This is a genomic window from Aliiroseovarius sp. S1339, from assembly GCF_023195695.1.
Taxonomy (GTDB): Bacteria; Pseudomonadota; Alphaproteobacteria; order Rhodobacterales; family Rhodobacteraceae; genus Aliiroseovarius.
The window spans coordinates 84,534-110,875 of record NZ_JALPQG010000003.1 but is presented as its reverse complement, the minus strand read 5'-3'; the positions used below and the strand labels follow the sequence as shown (position 1 = coordinate 110,875).

Sequence of the window (26,342 nt, the reverse complement as noted above, 5' to 3'; positions counted from 1 at the left end):
GCAAAACTCACTTTCCACAGTGGAAGAAATCCGAAAACTATCTTAGGAACGACGTGAGTTTTCCCATCGCACCGCAAAAGACGTGTTCTCCACTTTTTGGAACACCGGAACAAACAGAGCTTTTCCACAGGGCTATCACATGACCGCTTCCTTGATCCTCGCCTCTGCCTCCGAAATTCGCGCCCAGCTTTTGCGAAATGCAGCCGTTGAAATCGACACCCAACCGGCCCGGATTGATGAAGATACGATCCGCGCGTCGCTGGAAGCCGAAGGTGCCAGCCCGCGCGACCTTGCCGATGCGTTGGCCGAGTTCAAAGCCCGTAAGATCAGCGAGAAAAACCCGGGCCACTTGGTTTTGGGATGCGATCAGGTCGCCGAGCTGGGCGGCGCGGTGTTGTCAAAGCCGCGCGACAAAGACGAGGGGATCGCGCAACTGACCGCGATGTCTGGCAAAACCCATCGTCTTTTGTCCGCTGCCGTTCTTTATGAAGACGGCAAACCCTTGTGGCGGCATGTCGGGTTTGTGCGCCTTCGTATGCGCGATCTGTCGCCCGGCTATGTTGAAAGTTACGTCGTTCGTAACTGGAACAGTATTCGCCATGCGGTCGGGGCCTATAAGCTTGAAGAAGAAGGCGTCCGATTGTTTGCGAAAATTGACGGCGATTATTTCAACGTTTTGGGTTTGCCCCTGACCGAGCTGCTGTCATACCTGATCTTGCGAGGAGATCTAGATATATGAGTGAACGACGTATTCCTTTGGCTGGTGTGATCGGCGACCCTATTGAGCATTCACTGTCACCCCGGCTGCATGGCCATTGGCTGCGAACAAATGGCATCATCGGGCATTATATCCCGATGCATGTTAGCAACGAAGATCTGGAACACGTTGTTCGCACGCTGCCCAAGGCAGGGTTTGTGGGGGTGAATGTGACGATTCCTCATAAAGAAACGGCGCTGAATATGGCGGACACGGTGACTGATCGGGCGGCGCTGATCGGGGCGGCCAACACCCTTATTTTCCGACCTGACGGCAAGATTTACGCCGATAATACAGATGGTTACGGGTTTATAGAAAACTTGCGCCAAAGCGCGCCGGACTGGGTGCCGGATGCTGGACCTGCCGCAGTATTTGGCGCGGGCGGGGCTGCTCGGGCAGTGATTGCGTCGCTGATCGAAGTTGGCGTGCCTGAAATACGCCTGTCCAATCGCACACGTGCGCGCGCCGATGCGTTAAGGGCCGAGTTTGGAATGCGGATCAAGGTTTTTGACTGGCTGCAAGCCGGCAACATGCTTGATGACGCGGCGACGGCGGTCAACACGACGTCGCTTGGCATGGTCGGCAAACCCGATTTCCGCGTTCCGCTGGATGGGTTTAAGCCGGGCGCTGTGGTGACCGACCTTGTCTATAACCCCTTACGCACGCATTTTCTGGACGAGGCCGAAAAGGCAGGCTGTATCACGGTCGACGGGCTTGGAATGTTGTTGCATCAGGCGGTTCCGGGGTTTGAACGCTGGTTCGGGTTTCGTCCCGTGGTCGACGATGCCTTGCGCAACGCGGTGCTTGGCCTATGAGCGACCCGTTTATCATCGGCCTGACCGGGTCGATTGGCATGGGAAAATCCACAACCGCGAAGATGTTCGCGCAAGAAGGCGTGCCGATCTGGGACGCCGACGCTGCTGTTCACCGCATTTATGCCCCCGTCGGCGCGGCGGTCGAACCAATGCGGGCGATCTGTCCAGACGCGATTGTTGACGGAGGCGTTGATCGGACGGTGCTGAAAGACTGGATTGCGCAGGACGAAAGCGCCCTGAAACAGATCGAGGCGGTCGTCCATCCGCTTGTCGCGCAGGACCGCGCGCGATTTCTGCAAGAAACCGCGGCCCCAATCGTCCTTTTGGACATTCCGCTGTTGTTTGAAACCGGGACGCATGAACAGGTTGATCTGGTCGCAGTCGTCTCTACTTCTGCCCAATTACAGCGTGAACGGGTCTTGGCGCGTGGCACGATGACCGAGGATCAGTTTGACGTTATCCTTGCCAAACAGATGCCGGATTCTGAAAAATGTGCGCGTGCGGATGTGGTCATCCCCACGGATACGTTAGATGCCGCGCAGGCCGCCGTGAAACAGGTTGTCGCCGATGTGAAGGAGCGTTTGTCCCATGCGTGAGATTGTGCTGGATACCGAAACGACCGGATTTGACCCCGAAAGCGGCGACCGGATTGTCGAAATCGGCTGTCTTGAGCTTTATAACCACATGCCGACGGGCAAGACCTATCACCAGTATATCAACCCCGAACGCGGGATGCCGGACGAGGCGTTTGGCGTGCACGGCATTGGCCCCGACCTGCTTTTGACCCCTCGTGCGGCGGCAGCGGGTGAAGTCACGCTACGCGATAAGCCCGTTTTCAAAGCGGTGGGGCAAGCCTTCCTTGATTTCATTGGCGACGCCAAGCTGGTAATTCATAATGCCAGCTTCGACATGAAATTCCTGAATGCCGAGCTGAAATGGACGGGGCTGCCCGCGATCCCATGGGAACAGGCGACCGACACTTTGGCCATCGCGCGCAAGAAATTTCCCGGTGCACCGGCTTCCTTGGATGCGCTGTGCCGCCGGTTCAGCATCGACAATTCGTCACGAACCCTGCACGGCGCGCTGCTGGACAGCGAAATTCTGGCCGAAGTGTATCTGGAGCTTATCGGAGGTCGACAACCGGATCTGGTCTTAGCGCCGGATCGCGGATCATCGTCAACAGATGGAAATGGCGGAGCGTGGCGTCCGCAACCGCGCCCGACGCCGCTGCCCTCGCCGGTTAGCGAAAAAGAAGCCGCCGCCCATGACGCTTTCGTTGAAAAGCTGGGCGACGGCGCGCTTTGGAAAACCCTGCGGTAAGCCGTTCGGCTTTGATCAGTTAACGGGCGCGTCACCTTGTTCGGCCGCCACGCGGCGTTCGATTTCGTGACGATACAGTGCCAAAAAGTCGACCGTATCCAAGTTCAGCGCCGGAAAACCACCGTCGCGGGTCACGTCGGCCACAATGCGGCGCACGAAGGGGAACAACATGCGCGGGCATTCGATCATCAGGAACGGGTGCATTTGATCTTCGGGCACGTTTTCGACCTGAAAGATGCCGGCATATTCCAGTTCCATCAGGAACAGCTGTTCGCCGCCGGTCTTGTTCTTCGACCCAATCGTGTATTTCGAGATCACTTCGAACTGGTTGTCCACCGGGCGCTTCTTGGCGTCCAGTGCGACCTCGACGTTGATGTCGGGCTGAACTTCGCCCTGCACACCCTTTTGCGCCAGGATATTTTCAAACGACATATCGCGGATGAATTGGCCCAGAACCTGCATCTTGGGTTGGACGGGGGCGGTTGGTGCTTTGGCTTCGTCGGCCATAATATTCTCCTTCGGGAAAAACTGTTGGCATGTGCTTAGCACCTTGATCCGGTGCCCTCAACCAAGGGGTTTCGCGAACTGACAATTGGCGCTATCTCATCGCTATGGAAGATATGATCCCCGCCTGGATTGACGGCACCCTGACCCCGGTTGAAAAGCTATCGGCCCACGTGAAGGGCTTGAAGCATAAAGCTGTGTCGGTGTTTTTGTTTCACGCGGGCAAAGTGCTGATCCAACAGCGTGCGCCCGGCAAATACCACACCCCGAATAAATGGGCGAACACCTGCTGCACACATCCCCATTGGGATGAGGCACTGAAGGATTGCGCCATCCGGCGGCTGGATGAGGAGTTGGGGATAAGCGGTCTGAACCTTAAATGGGTCGAGACGCTGGAATATCGCGCAGACGTTGGCGGCGGGCTGATTGAACACGAGGTCGTCGATCTTTTCGTGATTCACGCAGACACTTTGCCGCAAATCACCCTGAACCCGACCGAAGTTCAGGCGGTTGAGTGGCTGACACGTGGTGCGTTGGAACAAAAGATCGCAAACACACCCGACATTTTTACCCCATGGCTAAAAATCTACATGTCAAAGCACGCAAGCTCAGTGTTTGGTCCAGCCTGACGGGCCTTCGACGCCGGGATGGGTTGGTTTTTTGTTTGGGGTCACGTCCTCAAAGTCGCCGTCGATTACATCGTCCTGCGGATGATGCGGATGGGGGCCGCGCGGATCTTGCGATCCCATCGAGAAACTTTGAACCTGAATGCGTGACCTGACCCATTTGTAAACCGCACGGCGCACGGCGGGGATCAACAGCGCGAATCCAACGAAATCGGTGAAGAAACCGGGCGTAAGCAACAGTGCACCAGAAAACAGGATCATCGCACCATGCGCCAAAGGTTCGGTCGGATCGTTTAATTGACCAAAGCTTTCACGCAGTTGTGACATCGCCAAGGCACCTTGCGCGCGCATCAATTGGGTGCCTACAATTGCAGTCAAAATCACGATGCCAAGCGTTGGCCACAAGCCAATTGCGCCCCCAACCTGTATGAACAGGGCGATCTCAATCAGCGGAACCGCGATGAACAGCGCAAAAAGCCACATGGGGCATGTCTCCTTTTCGTTTCGGGCGGTGGACTTGGCCCCGCACAGCACCTACATATGTCTCCGGTTAGCGCGTTACCATATGGCGCTTGAAAAGAGGTATAAATGAGCTCACCCCTGATCCAGCTTCTGGTTCTTGCCGGAATTGCCCTGTTTTTGATTTTGCGGCTGCGCGATGTGCTTGGCACGCGTGAAGGGTTTGAGAAGCCCGTGGTGGCCAAGAAAGACGACCGCCGCCTGTCGCGCGACCAGTTCGAGGTCATCGAAGGCGGCCCCGACAGCGATATTACCGACCACGTTCCAGAAGGCAGTTCAGCCGCGCAAGCGCTGGCCGCAATGAAGGGTGCCGAGCCGTCTTTTAATGTCAGCGAGTTTCTGGGCGGCGCACGCGGTGCTTATGAGATGATCCTGATGGGGTTCGAAGCTGGTGACATGGCGCAGATCAAGCCTTTCCTGGCCGACGATGTTTACGAGACATTCGCATCGGTGGTTGAAGCGCGCGAGAAAAAAGGCCTGTCGGTCGACGCGAAATTCGTTGGCCTGCGCGAGCTGAAGCTGGTGGACGCCGAATTTGACCCTTCTACCCGCGAAGGTGAAGTGACGGTGCGGTTCATTGGCGAGCTAACCTCGGTCGTGCGCGACAAGGGTGGCGACATCATCGAAGGCAATCCGAACGAGGTGAAGCGCCAGAAAGACGTCTGGACCTTCGCGCGCATTATGGGATCAGACAACCCCAACTGGCTTCTTGTCGCCACAGGTGGATGATGTTTCGGGGGCTGGCATTTGCGCTGGCCCTTTTGGGCACCCCTGCTCTGGCGGGGCTTGAAGACGCTGACATTGCGATTCTGTCATTTGACGATCTGGATGGCTGGGATCACGATGACCACCAAGAGGCTCTGACCGTCTTTCTGGACACCTGTCGCGATCTGGATGAACCGCAATGGCGGCCCATCTGTGCATTGGCCGCGCAGCAGGAAGACGGAAAAACCTTCTTTGAGCTGTTCTTCCGACCGGTCCTGATCCGCGACGGAAATGACCCACTTTTTACGGCATATTACGAGCCTGAAATCCGCGGCTCGCGCACCGAATCCATTCGCTATCGGTATCCTGTCTATCGCAAGCCGCCAGAGCTGAACGCGGGCGAAGCCTGGCTGCCACGCCGCGATATCGAAGAAGCAGGTGTGTTGCGTGGGCGGGGGCTTGAAATCGCGTGGGTCGAAGACCCGGTCGAGCTTCAGTTCCTGCAAATTCAGGGATCGGGTCGGATCCGACTTGCCGAAGGTGGCACCATCCGGCTTGGCTATGGCGGGTCAAACGGTCACAGTTTTTTGTCGCTGGGCAACGAGTTGGTTCGGCAGGGTGTTTATGAGCCGCATCAGGTTTCGCAACAGGTGATCCAGAACTGGGTGAAGCGCAACCCGGAAGCGGGGCACGAGCTTTTGATGACCAACCCGTCTTACGTGTTCTTTCGCCGGATCGGGAAGGTAGCGCCTCAAAAAGGACCGCTGGGCGCGATGAATCGCTCGATCACCGCGCATCGATCTGTGGCGATTGATCCGAAATACACACCGCTGGGCGCGCCGGTTTGGCTGGAAAAGAAAGGCGACGAGCCGTTCAATCGGCTGATGGTGGCGCAAGATACCGGGTCGCGGGTCAAGGGGGCGCAACGTGCTGATATTTTCTGGGGCACGGGCGAACGCGCCGGGCGTCTGGCCGGTCAGATTCGCGATGACGGTCGTATGGTCGTGCTGCTGCCGATCCAGCGCGCCTTCGCCATCTTGCCCGAGGAATAGGCATGGTGCGTCGCCCAAGACATTTAAGCACCGAGGATAAGGTGCTGTGGAAAAAGGTTGCGGACAGCACCGAGCGGCTTCAACCCGGTCGCCCGCGTGCCGAACCTTCCCCGGTGGAATTGATCCGCAAGCCGCCAGAGCCACCGCGGGTGAAATCGCCGACGTTCCGCGTTGGCGAAAGTGCCAAAGCAGACGCGCGATCGCACAACATTACCCCCAACCTGTCCGACAGCGTTGCCAGCCAACCTTTGTCGATGGATCGCAAGACATTTGGCAAGATGAAAAAGGGCCGCTTGTCACCGGAAGGACGGCTTGACCTGCACGGTATGACAATCGCGCAAGCGCACCCTGTTCTGACCCGCTTCATTCTGGATGCGGTTGCGATGGACCGCCGACTGGTGTTGGTTATCACAGGTAAGGGAAAGCACCGCGATGATGGCGGGCCAATTCCTGTGCGCCATGGGGTGTTGCGCCATCAGGTGCCGCATTGGTTGCGCACCATGCCGTTGCGCCCGCACGTTTTGCAAATAACCGAGGCACATCTGAAACATGGCGGCCAAGGCGCGTATTACGTTTACCTGAGGCGGCGAAGATAGTGCCTATTGCGCCAGATTTGGGATAATCAGGCGTGTTGCATTCTGAACCACCAGAACCGTTCCGGGTAGCAGCCCGACCCGCGAGGAGGGATCTTTGCCATAGGCAGCACCAAGGTCCGGCACACTGTTAAGAAGTCGCAGGAATGATGACGACGCAAGCGCGGTGTTGTGACCAAGATCGCCGTCGCTGAAGGCTGAAATATCCACCATCGTCACATCAAGCTCGGCCAGCTTTTGCACATCGGTGGTGTTGCCCAACCGCGCGGTCTGGCCGGTCAGCCCAGCCGACAATCGCAGCGCAATGTCGCGCGTTGATGAGAAGATATAGAACGGCTGCGGCAGCTTCCCGATACGATCAGCCTGCGCGCGAAAGACGTCGATGTCGATGTCAGGCGAAATCAACACGACGCCGCCAATCTTGCGCAAACTGCGTTGGCCATCAGCAATGGTCATTTGGCGCAGGGTTTCCATGGTCAACAGCGCGCCCATCGAATGACCGACAAGCAAAATCTCGTCCACGCCCGCATCCGCGACCGTTCGGATTGTTGCCTCTAACCCGTCACGCGCGATCAGCATCGAGTCGCGGTCATACCCATATCCCAAAGGGTGTCCGGCGCTGGGCCACGAATAATGAACCGGTATAAACGGTAGCGCCAGATCTTCGCTCAACTGCGCGAAACGGTACAGGCCTTCTGAAAAGTTGTTGTTAAAGCCGTGGACGAACACAATGGCCGTGCGTTCTTCTGATCGGCGCGACCGGAGCTCGCGGCTCAACGCCACCCGGAAATCCTTCTGGGTCGCGATGGGCGAATAGTTATCAAGAAGAAAGTGCTTGGACGGGTCAATTGTTTGGCGTCGCGGCCAAGCGATGCTGCCGGGTTCTCGATCCGGAGGCACAGAAACATCAAAGCGTCCATAGATCAGATCGCGGCTGCGATTGCCGCTGGGAAAGCCACTTTCATCAATCTCGCGCGTGGTGCCAACAAAGATTCGCTGCAGATCGCCGGTCTTACCAGCGCCGGCATACAGGTTAAGTTCGCCGCGCGGCGCGCAGGACACAAGCAACAGAACAAGTGCCAGATGATGAATGATACGCACGCGGGGCTCCTTCGGTCGCCTATTGGATACCCGAGGACGCGCCGCGTGCCTAGTCATCAAAGCATATAGCGGCTTACATCTGTTGACGTCATCAGTTCGCCAAGGTTCTGGTCAACAAATGCCTTGTTCACCACAATCTTTTCGCCGCCGCGATCAGGGGCTGTGAAGCTGAGTTCTTCGAACACCCGCTCAAGCACCGTGTAAAGGCGCCGCGCTCCGATATTTTCAACGCTCTGATTCACCTCAGCGGCGATAGCAGCCAATGCGGCGATGCCGTTTTCGGTAAACTCGACCTCGACCTCTTCGGTGCCCATCAATGCGGTGTATTGGCGGGTCAGCGCGTTGTCGGTTTCGGTCAGGATGCGCACAAAATCCTCCTCCGTCAGCGCGCGCAACTCGACCCGAATGGGAAGGCGACCCTGAAGTTCGGGCAGCAGGTCAGACGGCTTGGCCACGTGAAACGCGCCAGACGCGATGAACAGAATGTGGTCAGTCTTGACCGGCCCGTGCTTAGTCGAAACAGTCGTGCCTTCGATCAGAGGCAGCAGATCGCGCTGCACCCCTTCGCGGCTAACATCGGCACCACGGGCATCGGCGCGCGCGCAGACCTTGTCAATTTCATCCAGAAAAACGATGCCGTTCTGCTCAACCGCCTCCATTGCGGCGCGGGTCACGGTTTCGTCGTCCAGCAGTTTGTCCGCTTCGTCCGAGATCAGCAGGTCATAACTGTCGCGCACGCTGATCTTGCGTTTCACGGTGCGTTGCCCGAACGCTTTGCCGAACATATCGCCAAGGTTCATCATACCCGCGCCCTGCCCCGGCTGACCCGGCACGTCAAACATTTGCATCGGGTTCGAATTGTCTGCGATGTCAATTTCAACCTCGTGATCATCCAGTTCGCCCGACCGCAGTTTCTTGCGAAACATCTCGCGGGTGGCGTCGCGGGCATCGGTTCCGGCAATGGCTTCGATCACACGTTCTTCGGCGGCAGCTTCGGCGCGCGTTTTCACGTCTTCGCGCATGTGCTCGCGGGTTTGCATGATCGCCGAGTCAACAAGATCACGCACGATCTGCTCTACGTCACGCCCCACATAGCCAACCTCGGTGAACTTGGTGGCTTCAATCTTGATGAATGGTGCGCGGGCGAGCTTTGCCAGCCGGCGGCTGATCTCGGTTTTGCCGACGCCGGTGGGGCCGATCATCAAGATGTTCTTTGGATAAACCTCGTCGCGCAGGTCATCAGCCAATTGTTTGCGACGCCAGCGGTTGCGCAAGGCCACGGCGACGGCGCGTTTGGCGTCTTTTTGGCCGATGATATAGCGATCCAACTCGCTGACGATTTCGCGGGGGGTCAGGTCGGTCATTGGCTGATTTCCTCAACAGTCAGGTTGCCATTGGTGTAAACGCAGATCTCGGCGGCAATTGCCATCGCCTTGCGCGCAACCCCTTCGGCGTCAAGATCGCTGTCGATCAATCCGCGCGCGGCAGCCAGTGCGAAATTGCCGCCCGACCCGATGGCGGCGACGTTATGTTCAGGCTCCAGCACATCGCCCGCGCCAGTGATGACCAGCAGCTCTTTGCCATCGGTGACGATCAGCATTGCTTCCAGCTTTTGTAGATACTTGTCGGTACGCCAGTCTTTCGCCAGCTCGACTGAGGCACGGGCCAACTGTCCCGGCATCGCCTCAAGCTTCTTTTCCAACCGCTCCAGCAACGTGAAGGCGTCTGCTGTTGACCCTGCAAAGCCTGCGACCACGTCAAATCCACCGGGTGACAGTTTGCGCACTTTACGCGCGGTGCCCTTGATCACGGTTTGACCAAGGCTGACCTGCCCGTCGCCCGCAACCACCACTTTGTCACCCTTGCGCACGCCGATGATTGTCGTGCCGTGCCAGCCGGAAAATTCTGTCTCTGCCATGTCGCCTCCGTTCAATTTCACCTTATATGGACGCGGGCGTCGGGTCAGACAAGCACCTCGGCTTGTTCTTGTGCGGATCGGGGGCTAGCGTGGCCGCATGTCGGTTGCCAAAATCCTTCGCGTCTATCTTGACCAAGAGCCGTTGCGGCACGCCCGTCAGGGTAAGTTCAACTTTGTGAACAAAATCGCGCACGCTTTGGAGAAACAGGGCTTCCGGGTGGAATTGCGCAAGAATAGTGACTTGGAGCGGCTGAAATCCGCAGCCCGCAATGGCTATTCCCTATTTTTGATGGACGACCCATTACATGCGAACGCCCTGACCATGCGGCGAAGCTATTTCTATCCGTTTTGGCGGATCGAGGCATCGGCGAAGCGGTGGGAATTCGAGGTAGCTCAGAAAACATTCGATCCAGCCGAGGTTGAAGCTGAAGTCGCGAAAGACTGGGCGGATAAGTGGCGCAAATGGTTGTTCAAGGGCGCCGCGTCGCAAGTGACGAAGGATGGGCCGATCTATGTCCCGCTTCAGGGGCGGCTTTTGCACCACCGAAGTTTTCAGGCAGCCAGCCCCGTCGAGATGGTCGAGCAAGTCACGACCTATTTCCCAAACGTGCCCGTGCTTGCCGGATTGCACCCCGCTGAGGTTTACACACAGGCCGAGCGTGACGCGTTGGATGCCCTATGCGATCGTTACCCAAACCTAACGGTCACAACCGGGCAGATGGAGCAAGCGCTGGCGACCTGTCGGTTTGTTGTGTCGCAGAATTCTTCCGCCGCGCTGTTTGGCTATTTCTTCGGAAAGCCTGCGGTGCTGTTTGGGCGGATTGATTTTCACCACATCGCTGCCAACGTGCACGAGTTGGGTGCGCAAGAGGCGTTCGATACAGTCCAGAACATGAAGCCGGATTTCGACCGCTACCTGTATTGGTTCACGATGATGAACGCGATCCGCGCCGATGCCGAAGATTGCGAGGATCAAATTCTAAACACCCTACGAAAACGCGGTTGGCAGGTGGATTAGAGACTATTTTATCCAACCAGCCAGATTGCGTTCCGCCACACCAATAAGGGCTTCAATATGGGCGTCATCGTCGTTCAGGCATGGGATATAGGTGAAGCTTTCGCCACCCGCCTCAACAAACGCTTCCTGAATTTCTTCCTGAATTTCCTCAAGCGTCTCGATGCAATCAGCCGAGAAGGCTGGCGCGATAACGGCGATGCTTTTCTTGCCGGTTTCAGCCAGCCGCGCGACCTCTTTCACCGTATAGGGCTTTAGCCATTCTTCTGGCCCAAAGACCGATTGGAAGGTGGTGGTGATGTCGTCGTCACTCCATCCCAACCGCTCTTTCAACAGGCGCGTGCCTTTCTGGCATTGGCAGTGATAGGGATCGCCTTGCTTCAGATATCGTTCCGGCATTCCGTGGTAGGATACGACGAGCAAATCGGGCTTCGTCTCCATCGCCGCATACCCGCGTTCGACCGATTGGGCCAGCGCGTCGATGTAGGCGGGATCGTCGAAATAGGGCTGGATGGTGCGGCTGGCGGGCTGCCAAGCCTCGTCCATCAGGGCGCGGAAAAACTGATCGTTTGCGGTGCCCATCGTCGCGCCCGCGTATTGAGGATAAAGCGGAAAAAACAGAATGCGGTCACAACCTGCCGCCACCATTTCCTGCACCTTAGATTTGGTGGATGGGTTGCCATAGCGCATGCAATAATCAGTCACAACTTCAGCGCCAAACCGTTTTTCCAACCCGGCGCGCAGTTTGATGATCTGCTGCTTGGTGATGGTCATCAAGGGGCTTTCGCCCTGTTCCTCGTTCCAGATCGACTTGTATGCCTCGCCTGACGAAAACGGACGTTTTGTCAGGATGATGCCCTGCAGAATCGGCTGCCATTTCCATGCGGGGTAGTCGATCACCCGCTTGTCGGACAGAAACTCGTTCAGATAGCGGCGCATGGACCAGTAATCATAACCGTCGGGCGTGCCTAGATTGGCGAACAGAACGCCGACCTTACGGGCGGGCAGTGTGGGGTGATCAGCAGGTCTTTTCATAATCATGTTTACGCTCCGTTTCGCACCTTGGATCAATCGCGGGCCAAAGGTCTGGTGTCAATCGGACAATTTGTTCTCGTCCGTGCCAAGCGCGTCGGCCAGTCGTGCAGCGGCCGATCCGGGCCGAAGTGGCTTTGGCTGACTCTCATCCGGCGCCCAGCCGGTCAGAAACACCAAATCAAAGCTGGCGGTGATACGGTCCGAGCTTGCCGGAAAATGCTGTGCATAGCGGTTGTTGACGGCGGTTAGGAAGGCGCGTGAAAGGGGCGCAGTATGTCTCTGATCCAGCGCATTGCGCTCTCCCATCAATCGAAGGTCGCGGATAAGGGCTGTGGCGCTGCCATAAGTCACTTCGCGCAGATCGCTGTCGGCAACAGGCAGGGCAAAGCCCGCGCGCTGCAGCAATGCGCCAAGGTCGCGGATTTCGCCCATAGGCAGGATGCGGGGCGACAGGCCACCGGTGGTCTCAATCTCGACCTCGGACAGGACGGCGCGCAGTTCGGCCAGAGTTTGACCGCCAAACATCACACCCATGAACAGGCCATCGGGCGTCAGCGCGCGTTTGGCCTGAATAAGCTGCCCGACTGGGTCGTTGGCCCAATGCAGCGACAGGCCGTGGATGACCAGATCATGCGCGCCGACCTCAAGATCAAGCGTATTATTATCCGCAACAATTTTCGCGTTGGGAAAGGTTTCGCCCCAGATTTCTGGAAAACCCGTCACGACGGCCGGTTTGGTAAACGTTCTGTTAACCTCTGTCAGGCGATCCTGCACCTCGTCCGCTGCAAGGTTTTGCAAAAACAAGCCTTCAGGCGTCGCACGCGCGCGGTTTCGGGCTAGCTGGTCGCGATTGGTCAATCGGGGCGGCGTATTGGGGTCGGTCTGTGTCATGGGCGCGGACCATAGTTGGAAGGTTGGAAAATGCAATCGGTGCTTGGCCTTCTTTATCCCCCGCAATGCATCAGCTGCGATGCACCGACCGACACGGATTTTGCGCTCTGCGGCGCGTGCTGGCGCGAGACGCCGTTTATCGAAGGGTTGGTCTGCGATCTGTGCGGTGATCCCCTGCCCGGCGAAGATGACGGCGACGCGGTGCATTGTGATGCTTGCCTTGCGGCGGATCGACCTTGGTCGCAGGGCCGCGCGGCTATGATCTACAAAGATAACGCGCGACGAGTGATCTTAGCGCTAAAACATGGTGACCGGCCCGAACTTGCCCGTGCGGCTGCCCCTTGGCTGGCCCGTGCGGCTGCGTCTTTGCTGACCGACGATACCCTGATTGTTCCGATGCCGATCCATTGGTCCCGGCTGTTGCGCCGGCGTTACAATCAATCGGTCGAGCTTGCCCATGCCCTCGCAAAAACATTGCATGTAGATCACGCGCCAGACGCGCTTGTGCGACCCAAGCGCACGCAACCGCATGACGGGATGGATGTGGATGCGCGCTATGCCAATATGCAGGGCGCGATCTGGCCTCATCCAAAGAAGGGCGGCGCGCTTTCGGGACGGGATATCTTGCTTTTGGATGATGTGATGACGTCGGGGGCAAGCTTTGATGCCGCGACCCGCGCCTGTTTTGACGCTGGTGCAAATCACGTCAGCGTGCTGGCCCTTGCCCGCGTGACGCGCGACACTTAGGTTCGTATCGTTCTGGCCAAGCTGGCCTGTCACGAAACGGAGCATCCCATGCAGCCAGTCACCATCTATACCACGCAGCTGTGCGGCTATTGCCACGCCGCCAAACGCCTTTTGAGTGGCAAGGATGCGAGGTTTGACGAAATCGACGTGATGATGAACCCTGAAAAACGGCAAGAGATGATGCGCCGCGCAAATGGTCGCCATACGGTGCCTCAGATCTTCATTGGCGAGGTGCATGTCGGCGGGTTTGATGACCTTTACGCGCTGGACCGGGACGGCAAACTTGATCCATTGCTGGCGGGTTAGACTATGAAAACTGCGCTGATCCAGTTCACAGCGGGCGATGACCCGGATGCAAATCTGAAAACTGTGCGCGCCATGATCCGCGACGCAACTGGGGCCGGGGCCGAGTTTGTTTTAACCCCTGAAGTTAGCAACGTTCTGTCCAACAGCCGACGTCATCAGGATGTTGTGCTGCACCTCGAAGTCGAAGACCCTTTTCTGAAAGCCATGCAGGCCGAAGCGAAGGCGCTGGGCATATGGCTTCTAATCGGCTCGCTTGCGATCAAGACTGGCGACGCGGACGGGCGCTTCGCCAATCGGTCATTCCTGATTACACCCGAAGGGACGATCACCGCGCGCTATGACAAGATCCATATGTTTGATGTGCAGATCGACGAAAATGAGAGCTATCGCGAAAGCGCCGCCTATCGTCCGGGCGATAAGGCAATTGTTGCCGATACGCCCTTTGGCAAGATTGGCTTGACGATCTGCTATGACATGCGCTTTCCGCACCTTTATCGGAAGCTGGCCAAAGCGGGCGCCACGATTATCACGGCCCCTGCCGCCTTCTCCCCGGTGACCGGTGCCGCGCATTGGGAAAGCCTGTTGCGTGCTCGCGCAATTGAGAACGGCGTTTTTATTCTTGCCCCAGCGCAATGTGGCCAAAACGGACCGAAGCGCGCGACCCATGGGCATTCGCTCATTGTGTCACCATGGGGCGAGGTTTTGGCCGATGGCGGCGATGCGCCCGGCATCACAATGGTTGATCTTGACCTTGCCGACGTGGAAAGATCGCGCCGACGCGTGCCGTCACTTGACCATGATCGTGAATTTGAAGGTCCCTGATGTCAGAAAGCTCGGTTGAAACCCTTTCGGTTGCCCTGTTCAGTGAAATGTTCATGGCTGACCAGCTTGCGCGCAATCGCCTGTCTAAAGCGCTGCCAAAAGGGATGGAGCTTAGCCACTTTTCTGTTCTGAACCATCTGGCGCGGCTGAACGAAGAAAAAAGCCCGGCACAATTGGCGAAGGCATTTAATGTGACGCGCGGCGCCATGACCAATACGTTAAGCAAACTGGAATGGGCGGGCCATGTGCATATCCGCCCAGACTGGGATGACGCGCGGCGAAAATTTGTGACTATTTCGCCCTCAGGACGGTCAGCGCGCGACGCTGCACTGCAAGTCATTACACCGATCATTGGCAACATGGTCACGAAGATTGGCACCGAAAATGTCAGAAATGTCCTGCCTGTCCTGCGCGAAATGAGGCAGCTGTTGAGCGAAATGGAATGAAGGCACTTGAGTTTGCAACCGACCTGATGGTGCAGGCGGGTCAATGCAACGTGCGCAATTTCCCTGACCGGATCGTGCAAACCACCCCGGACGAGCCGAATTTCTGGTTTGGAAATCGTATTGTGTTTTTCGACCCACCAACGGACGCGGAACAATTGATCGCCCAGTTTCACGCCGACCTTCCCAACGCAGAACATATTTGCTTGGGCTGGGACATTCCCAACTTGCCCTGCAGTGTGGTCGAACAGGTGTTTGAAGGCGCAGATTTGCGGGTCGAGCAATCAGACACGCTGGCGCTGAGTGGTGCACTGAACAGGGTCGCTGTACCTGACGGGGTGGTGATCAGACCTTTGGTTGAAAGGGATGATTGGGCCCAGTGCGAAGCAATTGCCAAGTCCGACCTTATCAATGAAGGCGCACCCGAACGGGGCATGGACGATTATCTGCGCAACAAAACACGTGCCCGGCAGGCACAGATTGCCAAGGGTTTGGGTCAATGGTTCGGCGCGTTCGTGGGCGACAGGCTGGCGGGCGATATGGGCATCTTTCATGACGACACGTTGATTCGTTACCAGTCGGTGCAAACGCACGAGGATTACCGGCGGCGCGGCATTTGTTCTGCCTTGCTGTGTGCCAGCCTAGATTGGGCAAAGTCCCGCGCGCCCGACGCTGTGGCGGTGATTGTCGCCCACGCCGATAGTGACGCAGGCCGCCTTTATCGTCGCGGGGGTTTTGAATTGGCGGAAACGACGGTCAGCGCCTACAAGCCACCAAGCGACTGATCCTGCGGGTGTCAGCTTTTCGGCTTTACGCTGGCCAAAGCATAGTTCACCGACAGATCCCGGTCTGAGATAGACCAACTCCACCCCAGCGGATTGAACACCATGCCCTTGCGGTCCACCTCGGTCAGGCCAGCTTTGGTGATCAGTTCGGCCAATTCATCTGGCGTGATAAACTTCGACCATTCATGCGTGCCTTTGGGCAGCCAACGCATCACATGCTCGGCACCGACAATGGCCATCATGAAGCTTTTCGGGTTCCGGTTCAGGGTAGAGGTGATCATTAACCCGCCGGGCTTCAGAAGCTTTTGACACGCGGTTAGATAAGCCTGCGGGTCGGCGACATGTTCGACCACCTCCATGTTTAACACGACGTCAAATTGTTCACCCGCATCGGCCATCGCTTCGGCGGTGGTGTGGCGATAGTCGATATCCAGCCCCATTTGTTCGGCATGAAGCTGAGCCACCGGGATATTGCGCGCCGCCGCATCTGCGCCCACCACGTCGGCCCCCAAACGGGTCATGGGTTCAGACAACAGACCGCCGCCGCACCCGATGTCCAATAAACGCAGGCCTTCAAACGGCTCGACATCCACAAGATCACGCCCGAACTCTGCTGCGATCTGGTTTGTGATATAATCCAGACGCACCGGGTTCATCATGTGCAGCGGTTTGAACTTGCCAGTGGGGTCCCACCATTCGGCGGCCATCGCTTCAAACTTAGCAATTTCGGCAGGGTCAACGGTGGTTTGGGTTTCAGCACTCATCGCAGATGGCTTTCTTTCTGATAGCGGGCGCGGCCCCGCCATTATATAGAGGTTATATGGACAAGGCCGCAGGAAAAAACAACGCCACCCCAAGGCTTCATCCCCCGATCGACCCATATGATCGGCGTATGCTGGACGTGGGCGACGGCCACAAGTTGTATGTCGAACAAAGTGGCAATCCGCATGGCATTCCAGTGGTTGTTCTGCATGGCGGGCCGGGCGGCGGGTCGTCCCCGGCAATGCGCAGGTTCTTCGACCCCGAAGATTATCGGATCATCCTGTTTGATCAACGCGGCTGTGGCCGGTCGCGCCCTCATGCCAGTATCGGAGCGAACACAACGTGGCACCTGGTGCGCGATATCGAACATATCCGCCTGACGCTTGGCGTCGACCGTTGGGTCGTTTTCGGTGGCAGTTGGGGGGCCACGCTTGCGCTGGTCTATGCCCAATCCCACCCGACACGCGTTGCGTGGCTGGTGTTGCGCGGGGTGTTTCTTGCCACGCAGGCCGAATTGAATTGGTTTTATGGAGGCGGCGCTGGGCGATTCTGGCCCGAGCTTTGGGCGCGTTTCGAAGAACTGATTCCCGAAGATGAACGTCACGACATGATCGCGGCCTATAACCGCCGACTGTTTTGCGGCAACCAGCGGGATGAGGCGCGGTACGCCAAGGCATGGACGGGATGGGAAAACGCCCTCGCCTCGATCCAGAACACCGGCACGATGATCGACAGCCCAGCAGATTACGCACGCGCGTTTGCGCGGCTTGAAAACCACTATTTCACCAACGGCGCTTTTCTGGGCGAGGACGGCAAGATTCTGCGCGATATGCCAAGGATTGCGCATATTCCCGGCACGATCGTGCAGGGTCGCCACGATATGATCTGCCCGCCGACAACCGCATGGCAATTGCACCAACGTTGGCCGACCTCTGATCTGCGAATGATCCATATGGCGGGTCACGCGCTGTCCGAACGCGGCATCGCGGATGAGCTGGTCCATACGATGGAAAAACTGGCGCGCCAGCGCGATACGTTAGGTGTGTAAGAGACTCAGCTTGCATCCCGGCAATAACTGACCTATATCCCTTTTTAACAGCGGCGCTTCGGCCTCCACCCCCGAAGCCCACCGGAAATTTCGACGGGCCCGCTGGCCCGTTTTTTTGTTTTGGAGATGCGTGTGAGCAACCTAGTTGCCAAAGCAGCAATTGACCGTCGGCTGGCCGATATCGTCGATCCCGTGATCGAAGGGATGGGCTTTGAGCTTGTGCGTTTGCGCCTGATGGGTGGCAACACGCCGACCTTGCAGATCATGGCCGAGCGCCCCGAAGGTGGTATTGAAGTCGACGAATGCGCCGATATCTCGACCGCTGTCAGTGCGATACTGGATGTCGAAGATCCGATCGACGACAATTATACGCTGGAAGTCGGGTCGCCCGGTATTGACCGCCCCCTGACCCGCCTGAAAGATTTCGACATTTGGAACGGCTATGTCGCCAAGATCGAAACATCCGAGCTGATCGACGGCCGCAAGCGCTTCAAGGGCGTTTTAGCAGGCGTCGAAGGCAACGAAATTCTGATCGAGATTGAGAATAAGGGTGAAACAGTCACCATTGGCCTTGATTTCGATTGGTTGTCAGAAGCCAAACTGGTTCTGACCGACGACCTTATTCGTGAGGTCTTGCGCCAACGTAAAGATGCCGGGCAGATCGACGAAGCCCAGTTTGATGAAATTCAAGATATCACCGGTTCTGAGGAGGACTGAATCCATGGCAATTACTTCTGCAAACCAGCTGGAGCTGCTTCAGACCGCCGAGGCCGTCGCGCGTGAAAAAATGATCGACCCGGCGCTGGTGATCGAAGCGATGGAAGAAAGCCTCGCGCGGGCTGCCAAGTCGCGTTACGGCGCCGAAATGGATATCCGCGTCGCGATTGACCGCAAGACTGGTCGCGCCACGTTCACCCGCGTCCGCACCGTGGTTGAAGATGAAGAGCTTGAGAACTATCAAGCCGAATTCACAGTTGATCAGGCCAAGCAGTATATGGACGATCCCAAAATCGGTGACACGTTTGTAGAAGAGGTGCCGCCGGTTGAAATGGGTCGGATTGCCGCGCAGTCTGCCAAGCAGGTGATCTTGCAGAAGGTCCGCGAAGCCGAACGTGATCGTCAGTTCGAAGAATTCAAAGACCGCGCCGGCACAATCATCAACGGTCAGGTCAAGCGCGAAGAATATGGCAACGTCATCGTTGACGTGGGCACTGGCGAAGCCATCCTGCGCCGCAACGAAAAGATCGGTCGAGAAAGCTATCGGCCGAACGACCGTATCCGTTGCTATATCAAGGATGTGCGCCGCGAAGCCCGTGGCCCGCAGATTTTCCTGAGCCGTACCGCGCCTGAGTTCATGGCCGAGCTGTTCAAAATGGAGGTGCCAGAAATCTATGACGGCATCATTGAAATCAAAGCTGTCGCCCGTGACCCCGGGTCGCGCGCGAAGATCGCTGTGATCTCGTATGACAACTCGATTGACCCTGTCGGTGCCTGTGTTGGTATGCGTGGTTCGCGCGTGCAAGCCGTTGTGAACGAGCTTCAGGGCGAAAAGATCGACATCATCCCGTGGAACGAAGACCAGCCGACCTTCCTTGTGAACGCGCTCCAACCCGCTGAGGTGACAAAGGTGGTTTTGGACGAAGAAGCTGGTAAGATCGAAGTTGTCGTGCCGGATGAGCAGTTGTCACTGGCCATTGGCCGTCGCGGCCAGAACGTGCGTCTTGCGTCGCAGCTGACCAACCTCGACATTGACATCATGACTGAAGCCGAAGAAAGCGAACGTCGTCAGGCCGAATTTGCAACCCGCACGGCGCTGTTCATGGAAACACTGGATCTGGACGAATTCTTTGCTCAGCTTCTGGTGGCCGAGGGCTTCTCGAATCTGGAAGAAGTCGCCTATGTCGAGGTGGACGAGCTTCTGGTGATCGACGGCGTCGACGATGCGACCGCGGAAGAGCTTCAGGCCCGTGCGCGCGACTATATCGAAGCGCAGAACGCCAAAGCGCTGGAAAATGCCCGCGCGCTGGGCGTCGAAGACAGCCTGATCGCGTTCGAAGGTCTGACCCCGCAAATGGTCGAGGCGTTGGCCGAAGATGGTGTGAAATCCTTGGAAGATTTCGCCACTTGCGCGGACTGGGAACTGGCCGGCGGCTGGACGACCGTGGACGGTGAGCGGTCAAAAGACGACGGCTCGCTTGAAAAATTCGGCATAACGCTGGAACAGGCTCAAGACATGGTCATGACCGCCCGCATCATGCTGGGATGGGTCGATCCGGCTGACTTAGAGACGGAAGAAACCGAAGTCGAAGGTGAAGACGAGGGCGTCGCCGAGGAGGCCGAGGCCTGATCGCAGGTCTCGGGAACGGCGCATGACGCGCGGTGGCCAAAAGTCTCGGCCGGAAGAGCCGGAACGGCGCTGTATCGCGACCGGAGAAACCCAGCCCAAAGCCGGGATGATCCGATTTGTCGTGGGGCCGGATGGAAGTGTGGTGCCCGATCTGTTGGGCAAACTGCCGGGGCGCGGAATTTGGGTATCGGCCGACCGCGCCGCGCTGACGAAAGCCGCCACCAAGGGGCTTTTTTCGCGGGCGGCCAAACAGCAGGTGACTGTGCCCGGTGATTTGCTGGCGATGCTTGAAAAAGCGCTGGCGTCACGTGTGGTCCATCTGATCAGCCTCGCGCGTAAAGCGGGGGGTGCGGTCGCCGGGTTTGAGAAGGTGAAAGACTGGCTTGTTAAGGAACAGGCAGCCGTCTTGATCCAGGCCTCAGACGGGTCCGAGCGGGGCAAGTCGAAGCTTCGCCCGCCGCCCGGTGAAGATCGGTTCTTTACCTGCCTGACGGCGGATGAGCTGGGTATGGCCTTTGGCCGTGAAAATGTGATACATGGCGCGCTTGCGTCTGGTGGTTTGGCATCCCGTGTTGTAGAGGAAGCCAAGAAACTACAGGCGCTGCGCGAGCAAGACAACGACGGTGGCAAGGGTCACCGGAAAGGTACGAAGACCAGATGAGCGATAATGACGGTAAAAAGACCCTGGGACTGCGTGGCGGAGCTCGCCCCGGTCAGGTGAAGCAAAGCTTCAGCCACGGGCGGACGAAGAACGTCGTGGTCGAAACGAAACGCAAGCGTATTGTCGTGCCCAAGCCGGGTGCGACTTCTGGTGCTGGTGCGACCTCTCCTGCGGCTGGCGATCCCAAAAAACGCCCCGCTGGCATCTCGGACGCAGAGCTGGATCGCCGCATGAAGGCCCTGCAGGCTGCTAAGGCCCGCGAGACGGAAGAAGCCGCGACGCGCGCTGCCGACGAAAAGGCGCGCGAAGAAGAGCGCAACCGCCGTCGCGAGGAAGCGGAAACCAAAGAACGCGAAGAACGTGAGCGTGAAGAAGCGCTGAAAGCCAAGGCGGACGAGGACGAACGCAAGAAACGCGAGGCCGAAGAGGCCAAGACCCGCGCCAAGCAGCCTGCCGCAACCCCGACCGCTGACCCCGCAGCCGCGCAGGCCGCCGAGCAACGCGGTCCCGGCAAGGCACCTTCGGGCCCGCGCAAGAAAGATGACCGTGGCGGCCCAACGGCTGACCGTCAAAACCGCAACACCAAGGGTGCTGGGCGTGATGATGGCCGTCGGTCGGGCAAGCTGACCCTGAACCAAGCGCTTCGTGGCGGCGGTGATCGCCACCGCTCGGTTGCGTCGATGCGTCGTAAGCAAGAACGTGCGCGTCAAAAAGCGATGGGCGAGAATGTTGATCGCGAAAAGATCATTCGCGACGTGCAACTGCCGGAAGCCATCGTAGTATCCGAGCTTGCCGTCCGTATGGCAGAGCGTGTCGCAGACGTCGTGAAGGCGCTGATGAACATGGACATGATGGTCACGCAAAACCAGTCGATTGACGCAGACACTGCCGAGCTGATCATCGAAGAGTTCGGCCACAAAGTCGTGCGCGTTTCTGACGCTGACGTTGAAGATGTGATCGACCAGGTTGAAGACAAGGACGAAGATCTTGTCGACCGTCCGCCTGTCATCACCATCATGGGTCACGTTGACCACGGCAAAACCTCGCTTCTGGATGCAATCCGGAATGCAAAAGTTACGGCTGGCGAAGCAGGTGGCATCACCCAGCACATCGGCGCCTATCAGGTAACGACCGATAATGGTGCGGTGCTGTCCTTCCTTGATACACCCGGCCATGCCGCGTTTACCTCGATGCGGGCCCGTGGCGCGCAGGTCACGGATATCGTGGTTCTGGTTGTGGCAGCCGATGATGCTGTCATGCCGCAGACCATCGAAGCCATCAACCACGCCAAGGCTGCCGAAGTGCCAATGATTGTGGCAATCAACAAATGCGACAAGCCGTCTGCGAACCCCGATCAGGTGCGCGCAGAGCTTCTGCAACACGAAGTGATTGTTGAGAAGATGTCGGGTGACGTTCAGGACGTCGAGGTATCGGCGGTCACTGGGCAAGGCATCGACGAGCTTCTGGAAGCAATCGCACTGCAAGCCGAGATCCTAGAGCTGAAAGCCAACCCGACACGCGCCGCATCCGGCGCTGTGATCGAAGCGCAGCTTGATGTGGGTCGCGGCCCGGTTGCGACGGTTCTGGTCCAGAACGGCACGCTGAAACAGGGCGATATCTTCGTCGTGGGCGAGCAGTATGGTAAGGTTCGTGCGCTGGTCAACGACCAGGGCGAGCGTGTCGAAGAAGCTGGCCCCTCGGTTCCGGTCGAGGTGCTTGGCCTGAACGGCACGCCCGAAGCCGGCGACGTTCTGAACGTCGTGGATACCGATGCTCAGGCGCGCGAGATTGCCGAATACCGCCACCAGGCGGCGAAGGACAAGCGCGCTGCAGCGGGTGCCGCAACCACGCTGGAACAGATGATGGCGAAGGCGAAGGCCGACGAAGACGTCGCCGAGCTGCCCATTCTGGTCAAAGCCGACGTGCAGGGTTCTGCCGAAGCCATCGTTCAGGCGATGGAAAAGATCGGCAACGACGAAGTCCGCGTGCGCGTTCTGCACTATGGTGTTGGCGCGGTCACGGAATCCGACATCGGCCTGGCCGAAGCGTCGGGTGCGCCAGTGATCGGCTTCAACGTTCGTGCAAACGCATCGGCCCGCGCCTCGGCCAACCAAAAAGGCGTCGAGATCCGGTATTACTCGATCATTTATGATCTTGTGGATGATGTAAAAGCGGCGGCGTCGGGCCTTCTGTCCGCCGAAGTGCGCGAAAACTTCATTGGTTATGCCGAAATTCGCGAAGTCTTCAAGGTGTCGGGCGTTGGCAAAGTTGCTGGCTGTCTGGTCACCGAAGGTGTGGCGCGTCGATCAGCCGGTGTGCGCCTGCTGCGCGACAACGTGGTGATCCACGAAGGCACGCTGAAAACGCTGAAACGCTTCAAGGACGAAGTGAAAGAGGTTCAGTCGGGTCAGGAATGCGGTATGGCGTTTGAGAATTACGACGACATCCGCCCGCAGGACGTGATTGAGATCTTCGAACGTGAAGAAGTTGAACGCACGTTGGAGTAACCCTTCACGGCACAACAAATCAGAAAAGGGGACGGTTTGACCGTCCCCTTTTTTATTCGCCAACTGGCAAACGAAACTGATTATTGGTTAAGCTGCCTTGCGCTGCTTAACCGGGTGCCCCGAGAACAGGCGGTCTTCGACCCGAACGACGATACGTCCATCGGAAAGATCGCGTACATACTGACCCTGCACCATTACACAACTTCCAAGCACAATCGTCCGCAACATCTGAATTCCCCCAATTCATCGGCATTGATTCAGCGGAACCTTAGCAGGAACGCTGTTCGATATCACATGTTTGTGAACGGGTGCGCGGTTTACAGCCAGTCGCGCAGAATGGGGATCAGCGGCAGGTCGGCGGGTGGCATGGGATAGTCCCGCAACTGATCGACCCGCGCCCAGCTAAGCGATTGACCTTCTTGCGGTTTTGGCTGTCCTTCCCATTTGCGGCAAGCAAAGACGGGCATCAATAGGTGAAAGTCATCATAGCTATGGCTGGCGAAGGTCAGCGGCGCGAGGCACGACGCCCATGTGTCGATATCAAGCTCTTCCTTAAGCTCTCGGATCAATGCGTGTTCAGGCGTTTCGCCGGGTTCGACCTTGCCGCCAGGGAATTCCCACAGGCCAGCCATCGATTTTCCCTCGGGACGCTGGGCCAAAAGAACGCGCCCATCGCGGTCAATCAGCGCCACGGCCGAGACAAGAACAACTTTCATACCGCGTCCCCTGCCCGGCTTATGACCGATAATCGGCGTTGATTTGAATGTAGCCATGGGTCAGATCGCAGGTCCAGACCGATGATTCGCCGTTGCCAACAGCCAGATCGACAGCGATCAACAGCTCGTCCTGCCTCATATACTGCGCACCATCTTCCTCGCGATAGAGCGGCGATACCCATCCGTTTTCTGCGACCAGAACGTCACCAAAGCGGATTGATAGCATGTCGCGATCAGCATAGGCGCCAGATTTCCCGATCGCCATCACCACCCGCCCCCAATTGGGGTCTTCCCCGGCGATCGCGGTTTTCACCAGTGGTGAGTTCGCAATAGCCAGAGCGTGGGTGCGGGCGTCTGCGTCCGATTTTGCACCGGTCACGCGCACCTCGACAAACTTGGTCGCGCCTTCGCCGTCACGCACTACCTGATGTGCCAGATCCAGCATCACATCATGAAGCGCCGACCGGAAAGCCGAATTTTTCTTATCGACTTCGACGCCGGATGCACCCGTCGCCGCCAGCAAAAGCGTATCTGAGGTTGATGTATCACTGTCCACCGTGATGCTGTTGAAGCTTGTTTCGGTCAGGTCAGACAGCATCGCCTGCAAGTCGGCCTGATCGATTTTCGCGTCGGTGAAGATGAACACCAGCATCGTCGCCATGTCCGGCGCGATCATGCCCGACCCCTTTGCGATACCTGCGATGTGAACAATGCGGTTGTCGATCTTGACCTCGACCTTGGCGCCTTTGGCGAAGGTATCCGTGGTGCGGATAGCCTCTGCGGCATATTTCAGTCCGTCAGGCACCAGCGTGCCCTTCATCTCATCAATACGAGCGATGATTTTGTCATGAGGCAAAGGCTCGCCAATAACACCGGTTGAGGCGGTATAGACCCTATTTTTAGGCACAGCCAATGCTCGGGCGACCTGCGTGGTGATGGCGTCAACCGACCCATCCCCAGTCGCACCCGTGAAGGCGTTGGAGTTTCCGGCGTTGACCAAAATGGCGGCGCCTTCGCTGGTATCGGCACCAAGTTTCGCCTGGCAATCAAGAACCGGAGCGGACCGTGTGGCCGACTTGGTGAACACACCCGCGATCGTTGTGCCGGGTTGCAATTCAGCCAACATGACGTCCAGCCGATCTGCATATTTCACACCCGCTTTGGCGGCTGAGAATCGCGCGCCGCCGATGACTGGCAGGTCAGGAAATGACGCGGGCGCGAGGGGGGAAATGGCATGGGTATGGGATTGGGCAGCGACCAATCGCGCCTTTAACTTGCGCAGCTTTTTCTTCAGCCCCTTGATCTTCGCTTTCTTGCCCATACCCGCACCTTTCCGGTTTTATTCGTCCAGAAGCGTCATATCACGCAATGCGGCGGGGTCGATCCCCTCAAGCGCGATACGGTCGATGGTGGCGGCATCCAGAAGCGCTTTCAGCGCTGCCTCAACCGCGTCGGTCTCGATCTGAACGGCCAGTTCTTCACGCACCTCGTCCAGCGCCGGGGCGCCTTTCGTGCGGGATTCGTTCCGCTTGATTACGTGCCAGCCAAACTGAGTCTCAACAGGGGCCGAGATCTTGCCGTCTTCCATCGCCATCACCGCGTCTTCGAACGGTTTGACCATCATGCCGGGACCAAACCAGCCCAACTCTCCGCCACCGGGACCCGATGGTCCGGTGGAATGTTCCTTCGCCAACTCGGCAAAGTCGGCACCGCCATCAAGCTCGACAATCAGTTCTTTCGCCTTGTCTTCGGTTTCGACCAGAATATGCGACGCGCTAAATTCCTGTGTCGGCTCAGCATTGGCATATTGCGCGTCATAGGCCACTTTCAGGGCCTCATCTGTGACGGCGCTGGAAACCAGCTCGTCCACCTTGTCATTCGCCGCCAGCTCGCGCCGTTGGTTTTCCAGACGGATTTCGGCGCGGTGGCTAAGTTCGCCCATCGCCTGACCCAAAACAGCCTGCTGGATCAGTTGTTCGACAATACCGGGCAGCAGAACATCGTCGGGCAGGGATTGGAACTGCTCGGGCAGGCTCATCCGGGCGGCGACGACATGCGCCATGGTGATGTCGTCACCATTCACCGTGGCGATAACGGTGTCACCTTTCACGTCGATCATTTCGACTGCTGGTTCGGCTTCCAGTGCGGCCGGGGTGTCAGTATCCTGAGCGGCCAGCGGGAAGGCGAAAGTGGCCGACAAAGCGGCGCTTAGAATAATGGCGTTGCGTTTCAACATGTATTTGTCCTCAAAACGGGCCGGAGTCCCCGGCAACATTGACAGTTTTCCACCCGACGCTTACATCGCTTGAAGGCTTGAGAGCGCTGGTTCTTGGGCAACTAGATAGGC

Annotated in this window: 31 protein-coding genes; 19 read left to right on the top strand and 12 right to left on the bottom strand. The window is 57.8% G+C overall.

Going from position 1 to position 26,342, the window contains the following annotated elements; all coding sequences use genetic code 11:
- Positions 1-139 precede the first annotated feature (139 nt).
- The 4 genes from MUY35_RS05370 to dnaQ are packed head-to-tail and all read left to right on the top strand — an operon-like array spanning position 140 to position 2,892.
- Positions 140-739: a Maf family nucleotide pyrophosphatase gene (locus tag MUY35_RS05370; RefSeq protein WP_248364519.1), complete on the top strand. Its 600-nt coding sequence runs from the start codon at positions 140-142 to the stop codon at positions 737-739.
- Positions 736-1,572 (top strand): shikimate dehydrogenase, encoded by an 837-nt coding sequence (locus MUY35_RS05365; protein WP_248364517.1) that lies wholly within the window; start codon positions 736-738, stop codon positions 1,570-1,572. Before MUY35_RS05370 ends, MUY35_RS05365 begins: the two co-directional genes overlap by 4 nt.
- Positions 1,569-2,168 (top strand): dephospho-CoA kinase, encoded by a 600-nt coding sequence (gene coaE, locus MUY35_RS05360; protein ID WP_248364515.1) that lies wholly within the window; start codon positions 1,569-1,571, stop codon positions 2,166-2,168. The genes MUY35_RS05365 and coaE overlap by 4 nt, the downstream gene beginning before the upstream one ends.
- The gene (gene dnaQ, locus MUY35_RS05355; RefSeq protein WP_248364513.1) at positions 2,161-2,892 is read left to right on the top strand and encodes a DNA polymerase III subunit epsilon; all 732 of its coding nucleotides are present in this window, start codon (positions 2,161-2,163) and stop codon (positions 2,890-2,892) included. The genes coaE and dnaQ overlap by 8 nt, the downstream gene beginning before the upstream one ends.
- A 15-nt stretch (positions 2,893-2,907) precedes the next feature.
- Here dnaQ and secB read toward each other — a convergent pair whose 3' ends face one another.
- Positions 2,908-3,399, bottom strand: a complete 492-nt coding sequence (gene secB / locus MUY35_RS05350) for a protein-export chaperone SecB (protein ID WP_248364511.1) — start codon at positions 3,397-3,399, stop codon at positions 2,908-2,910.
- Between the two features lie 104 nt (positions 3,400-3,503).
- Between secB and idi the strand changes: the two genes are divergently transcribed.
- Positions 3,504-4,025, top strand: a complete 522-nt coding sequence (gene idi, locus MUY35_RS05345) for an isopentenyl-diphosphate delta-isomerase (protein ID WP_248364510.1) — start codon at positions 3,504-3,506, stop codon at positions 4,023-4,025.
- On the opposite strand, the gene MUY35_RS05340 is transcribed toward idi, so the two are convergent.
- On the bottom strand, positions 4,005-4,505 hold the full coding sequence (locus MUY35_RS05340; RefSeq protein ID WP_248364509.1) for an FxsA family protein: 501 nt from the start codon (positions 4,503-4,505) through the stop codon (positions 4,005-4,007). The genes idi and MUY35_RS05340 overlap by 21 nt on opposite strands.
- A gap of 105 nt (positions 4,506-4,610) precedes the next feature.
- Here MUY35_RS05340 and MUY35_RS05335 point away from each other — a divergent pair, with 105 nt between their 5' ends.
- From MUY35_RS05335 to MUY35_RS05325, 3 genes are read left to right on the top strand one after another with little or no spacing between them, the layout of a single operon-like run.
- Complete coding sequence (locus MUY35_RS05335; protein WP_248364508.1) at positions 4,611-5,270, top strand: Tim44/TimA family putative adaptor protein; 660 nt, start codon at positions 4,611-4,613, stop codon at positions 5,268-5,270.
- Positions 5,270-6,298 carry an MltA domain-containing protein gene (locus tag MUY35_RS05330; protein WP_248364507.1) on the top strand — a complete coding sequence of 343 codons (1,029 nt, stop codon included), beginning with the start codon at positions 5,270-5,272 and terminating at the stop codon, positions 6,296-6,298. The genes MUY35_RS05335 and MUY35_RS05330 overlap by 1 nt, the downstream gene beginning before the upstream one ends.
- Positions 6,299-6,300: 2 nt before the next feature.
- Positions 6,301-6,894 (top strand): Smr/MutS family protein, encoded by a 594-nt coding sequence (locus MUY35_RS05325; RefSeq protein WP_248364506.1) that lies wholly within the window; start codon positions 6,301-6,303, stop codon positions 6,892-6,894.
- 3 nt (positions 6,895-6,897) lie between these two features.
- Here the strand turns inward: MUY35_RS05325 and MUY35_RS05320 are convergent, their stop codons facing one another.
- The 3 genes from MUY35_RS05320 to hslV are packed head-to-tail and all read right to left on the bottom strand — an operon-like array spanning position 6,898 to position 9,910.
- Positions 6,898-7,992 carry an alpha/beta fold hydrolase gene (locus tag MUY35_RS05320; protein WP_248364505.1) on the bottom strand — a complete coding sequence of 365 codons (1,095 nt, stop codon included), beginning with the start codon at positions 7,990-7,992 and terminating at the stop codon, positions 6,898-6,900.
- Positions 7,993-8,048: 56 nt separating this feature from the next.
- On the bottom strand, positions 8,049-9,356 hold the full coding sequence (gene hslU, locus MUY35_RS05315; RefSeq protein WP_248364502.1) for an ATP-dependent protease ATPase subunit HslU: 1,308 nt from the start codon (positions 9,354-9,356) through the stop codon (positions 8,049-8,051).
- Positions 9,353-9,910 (bottom strand): ATP-dependent protease subunit HslV, encoded by a 558-nt coding sequence (gene hslV, locus MUY35_RS05310; protein ID WP_248364499.1) that lies wholly within the window; start codon positions 9,908-9,910, stop codon positions 9,353-9,355. The genes hslU and hslV overlap by 4 nt, the downstream gene beginning before the upstream one ends.
- A gap of 97 nt (positions 9,911-10,007) precedes the next feature.
- On the opposite strand from hslV, the gene MUY35_RS05305 reads away from it, so the two are divergent.
- A complete protein-coding gene (locus MUY35_RS05305; RefSeq protein WP_248364497.1) occupies positions 10,008-10,928 on the top strand; it encodes a hypothetical protein in 921 nt (306 codons plus the stop codon).
- A gap of 3 nt (positions 10,929-10,931) precedes the next feature.
- On the opposite strand, the gene hemH is transcribed toward MUY35_RS05305, so the two are convergent.
- Together hemH and MUY35_RS05295 are read right to left on the bottom strand one after the other, a co-directional pair.
- On the bottom strand, positions 10,932-11,966 hold the full coding sequence (gene hemH, locus MUY35_RS05300; RefSeq protein ID WP_248364495.1) for a ferrochelatase: 1,035 nt from the start codon (positions 11,964-11,966) through the stop codon (positions 10,932-10,934).
- A gap of 51 nt (positions 11,967-12,017) precedes the next feature.
- Positions 12,018-12,851 carry an SAM-dependent methyltransferase gene (locus tag MUY35_RS05295; protein WP_248364494.1) on the bottom strand — a complete coding sequence of 278 codons (834 nt, stop codon included), beginning with the start codon at positions 12,849-12,851 and terminating at the stop codon, positions 12,018-12,020.
- 30 nt (positions 12,852-12,881) lie between these two features.
- Between MUY35_RS05295 and MUY35_RS05290 the strand changes: the two genes are divergently transcribed.
- From MUY35_RS05290 to MUY35_RS05270, 5 genes are read left to right on the top strand one after another with little or no spacing between them, the layout of a single operon-like run.
- Positions 12,882-13,598, top strand: a complete 717-nt coding sequence (locus MUY35_RS05290; RefSeq protein ID WP_248364492.1) for a ComF family protein — start codon at positions 12,882-12,884, stop codon at positions 13,596-13,598.
- 48 nt (positions 13,599-13,646) lie between these two features.
- A complete protein-coding gene (gene grxC, locus MUY35_RS05285) occupies positions 13,647-13,904 on the top strand; it encodes a glutaredoxin 3 (protein WP_248364490.1) in 258 nt (85 codons plus the stop codon).
- Positions 13,905-13,907: 3 nt separating this feature from the next.
- The gene (locus MUY35_RS05280) at positions 13,908-14,726 is read left to right on the top strand and encodes a carbon-nitrogen hydrolase family protein (protein WP_248364488.1); all 819 of its coding nucleotides are present in this window, start codon (positions 13,908-13,910) and stop codon (positions 14,724-14,726) included.
- Complete coding sequence (locus tag MUY35_RS05275; protein WP_248364486.1) at positions 14,726-15,172, top strand: MarR family transcriptional regulator; 447 nt, start codon at positions 14,726-14,728, stop codon at positions 15,170-15,172. Before MUY35_RS05280 ends, MUY35_RS05275 begins: the two co-directional genes overlap by 1 nt.
- On the top strand, positions 15,169-15,954 hold the full coding sequence (locus MUY35_RS05270) for a GNAT family N-acetyltransferase (protein WP_248364484.1): 786 nt from the start codon (positions 15,169-15,171) through the stop codon (positions 15,952-15,954). The genes MUY35_RS05275 and MUY35_RS05270 overlap by 4 nt, the downstream gene beginning before the upstream one ends.
- 11 nt (positions 15,955-15,965) lie before the next feature.
- Here MUY35_RS05270 and ubiG read toward each other — a convergent pair whose 3' ends face one another.
- On the bottom strand, positions 15,966-16,718 hold the full coding sequence (gene ubiG, locus MUY35_RS05265) for a bifunctional 2-polyprenyl-6-hydroxyphenol methylase/3-demethylubiquinol 3-O-methyltransferase UbiG (RefSeq protein WP_248364483.1): 753 nt from the start codon (positions 16,716-16,718) through the stop codon (positions 15,966-15,968).
- A gap of 56 nt (positions 16,719-16,774) precedes the next feature.
- On the opposite strand from ubiG, the gene pip reads away from it, so the two are divergent.
- The 5 genes from pip (at position 16,775) to infB (ending at position 23,279) form a co-directional block, all read left to right on the top strand.
- Entirely contained in the window at positions 16,775-17,764 is a 990-nt protein-coding gene (gene pip, locus MUY35_RS05260; protein WP_248364481.1) for a prolyl aminopeptidase, read from the top strand.
- Positions 17,765-17,896: 132 nt separating this feature from the next.
- Positions 17,897-18,481 carry a ribosome maturation factor RimP gene (rimP, locus tag MUY35_RS05255; protein WP_248364479.1) on the top strand — a complete coding sequence of 195 codons (585 nt, stop codon included), beginning with the start codon at positions 17,897-17,899 and terminating at the stop codon, positions 18,479-18,481.
- A 4-nt stretch (positions 18,482-18,485) separates the two neighbouring features.
- Positions 18,486-20,111 (top strand): transcription termination factor NusA, encoded by a 1,626-nt coding sequence (nusA, locus tag MUY35_RS05250; RefSeq protein WP_248364478.1) that lies wholly within the window; start codon positions 18,486-18,488, stop codon positions 20,109-20,111.
- Positions 20,112-20,133: 22 nt separating this feature from the next.
- Complete coding sequence (locus MUY35_RS05245) at positions 20,134-20,772, top strand: RNA-binding protein (RefSeq protein ID WP_248364476.1); 639 nt, start codon at positions 20,134-20,136, stop codon at positions 20,770-20,772.
- Entirely contained in the window at positions 20,769-23,279 is a 2,511-nt protein-coding gene (gene infB, locus MUY35_RS05240) for a translation initiation factor IF-2 (protein WP_248364474.1), read from the top strand. The genes MUY35_RS05245 and infB overlap by 4 nt, the downstream gene beginning before the upstream one ends.
- Before the next feature lie 87 nt (positions 23,280-23,366).
- On the opposite strand, the gene MUY35_RS05235 is transcribed toward infB, so the two are convergent.
- The 4 genes from MUY35_RS05235 to MUY35_RS05220 form a co-directional block, all read right to left on the bottom strand.
- Positions 23,367-23,507, bottom strand: a complete 141-nt coding sequence (locus tag MUY35_RS05235) for a hypothetical protein (RefSeq protein WP_248364473.1) — start codon at positions 23,505-23,507, stop codon at positions 23,367-23,369.
- Positions 23,508-23,596: 89 nt separating this feature from the next.
- Positions 23,597-23,995, bottom strand: coding sequence for an 8-oxo-dGTP diphosphatase MutT (gene mutT / locus MUY35_RS05230; protein WP_248364470.1), 399 nt, complete (start codon positions 23,993-23,995; stop codon positions 23,597-23,599).
- 19 nt (positions 23,996-24,014) lie between these two features.
- Positions 24,015-25,316: a bifunctional glutamate N-acetyltransferase/amino-acid acetyltransferase ArgJ gene (argJ, locus tag MUY35_RS05225; protein WP_248364469.1), complete on the bottom strand. Its 1,302-nt coding sequence runs from the start codon at positions 25,314-25,316 to the stop codon at positions 24,015-24,017.
- Positions 25,317-25,334: 18 nt separating this feature from the next.
- Positions 25,335-26,231, bottom strand: coding sequence for a peptidylprolyl isomerase (locus MUY35_RS05220; RefSeq protein ID WP_248364467.1), 897 nt, complete (start codon positions 26,229-26,231; stop codon positions 25,335-25,337).
- Positions 26,232-26,342 lie beyond the last annotated feature (111 nt).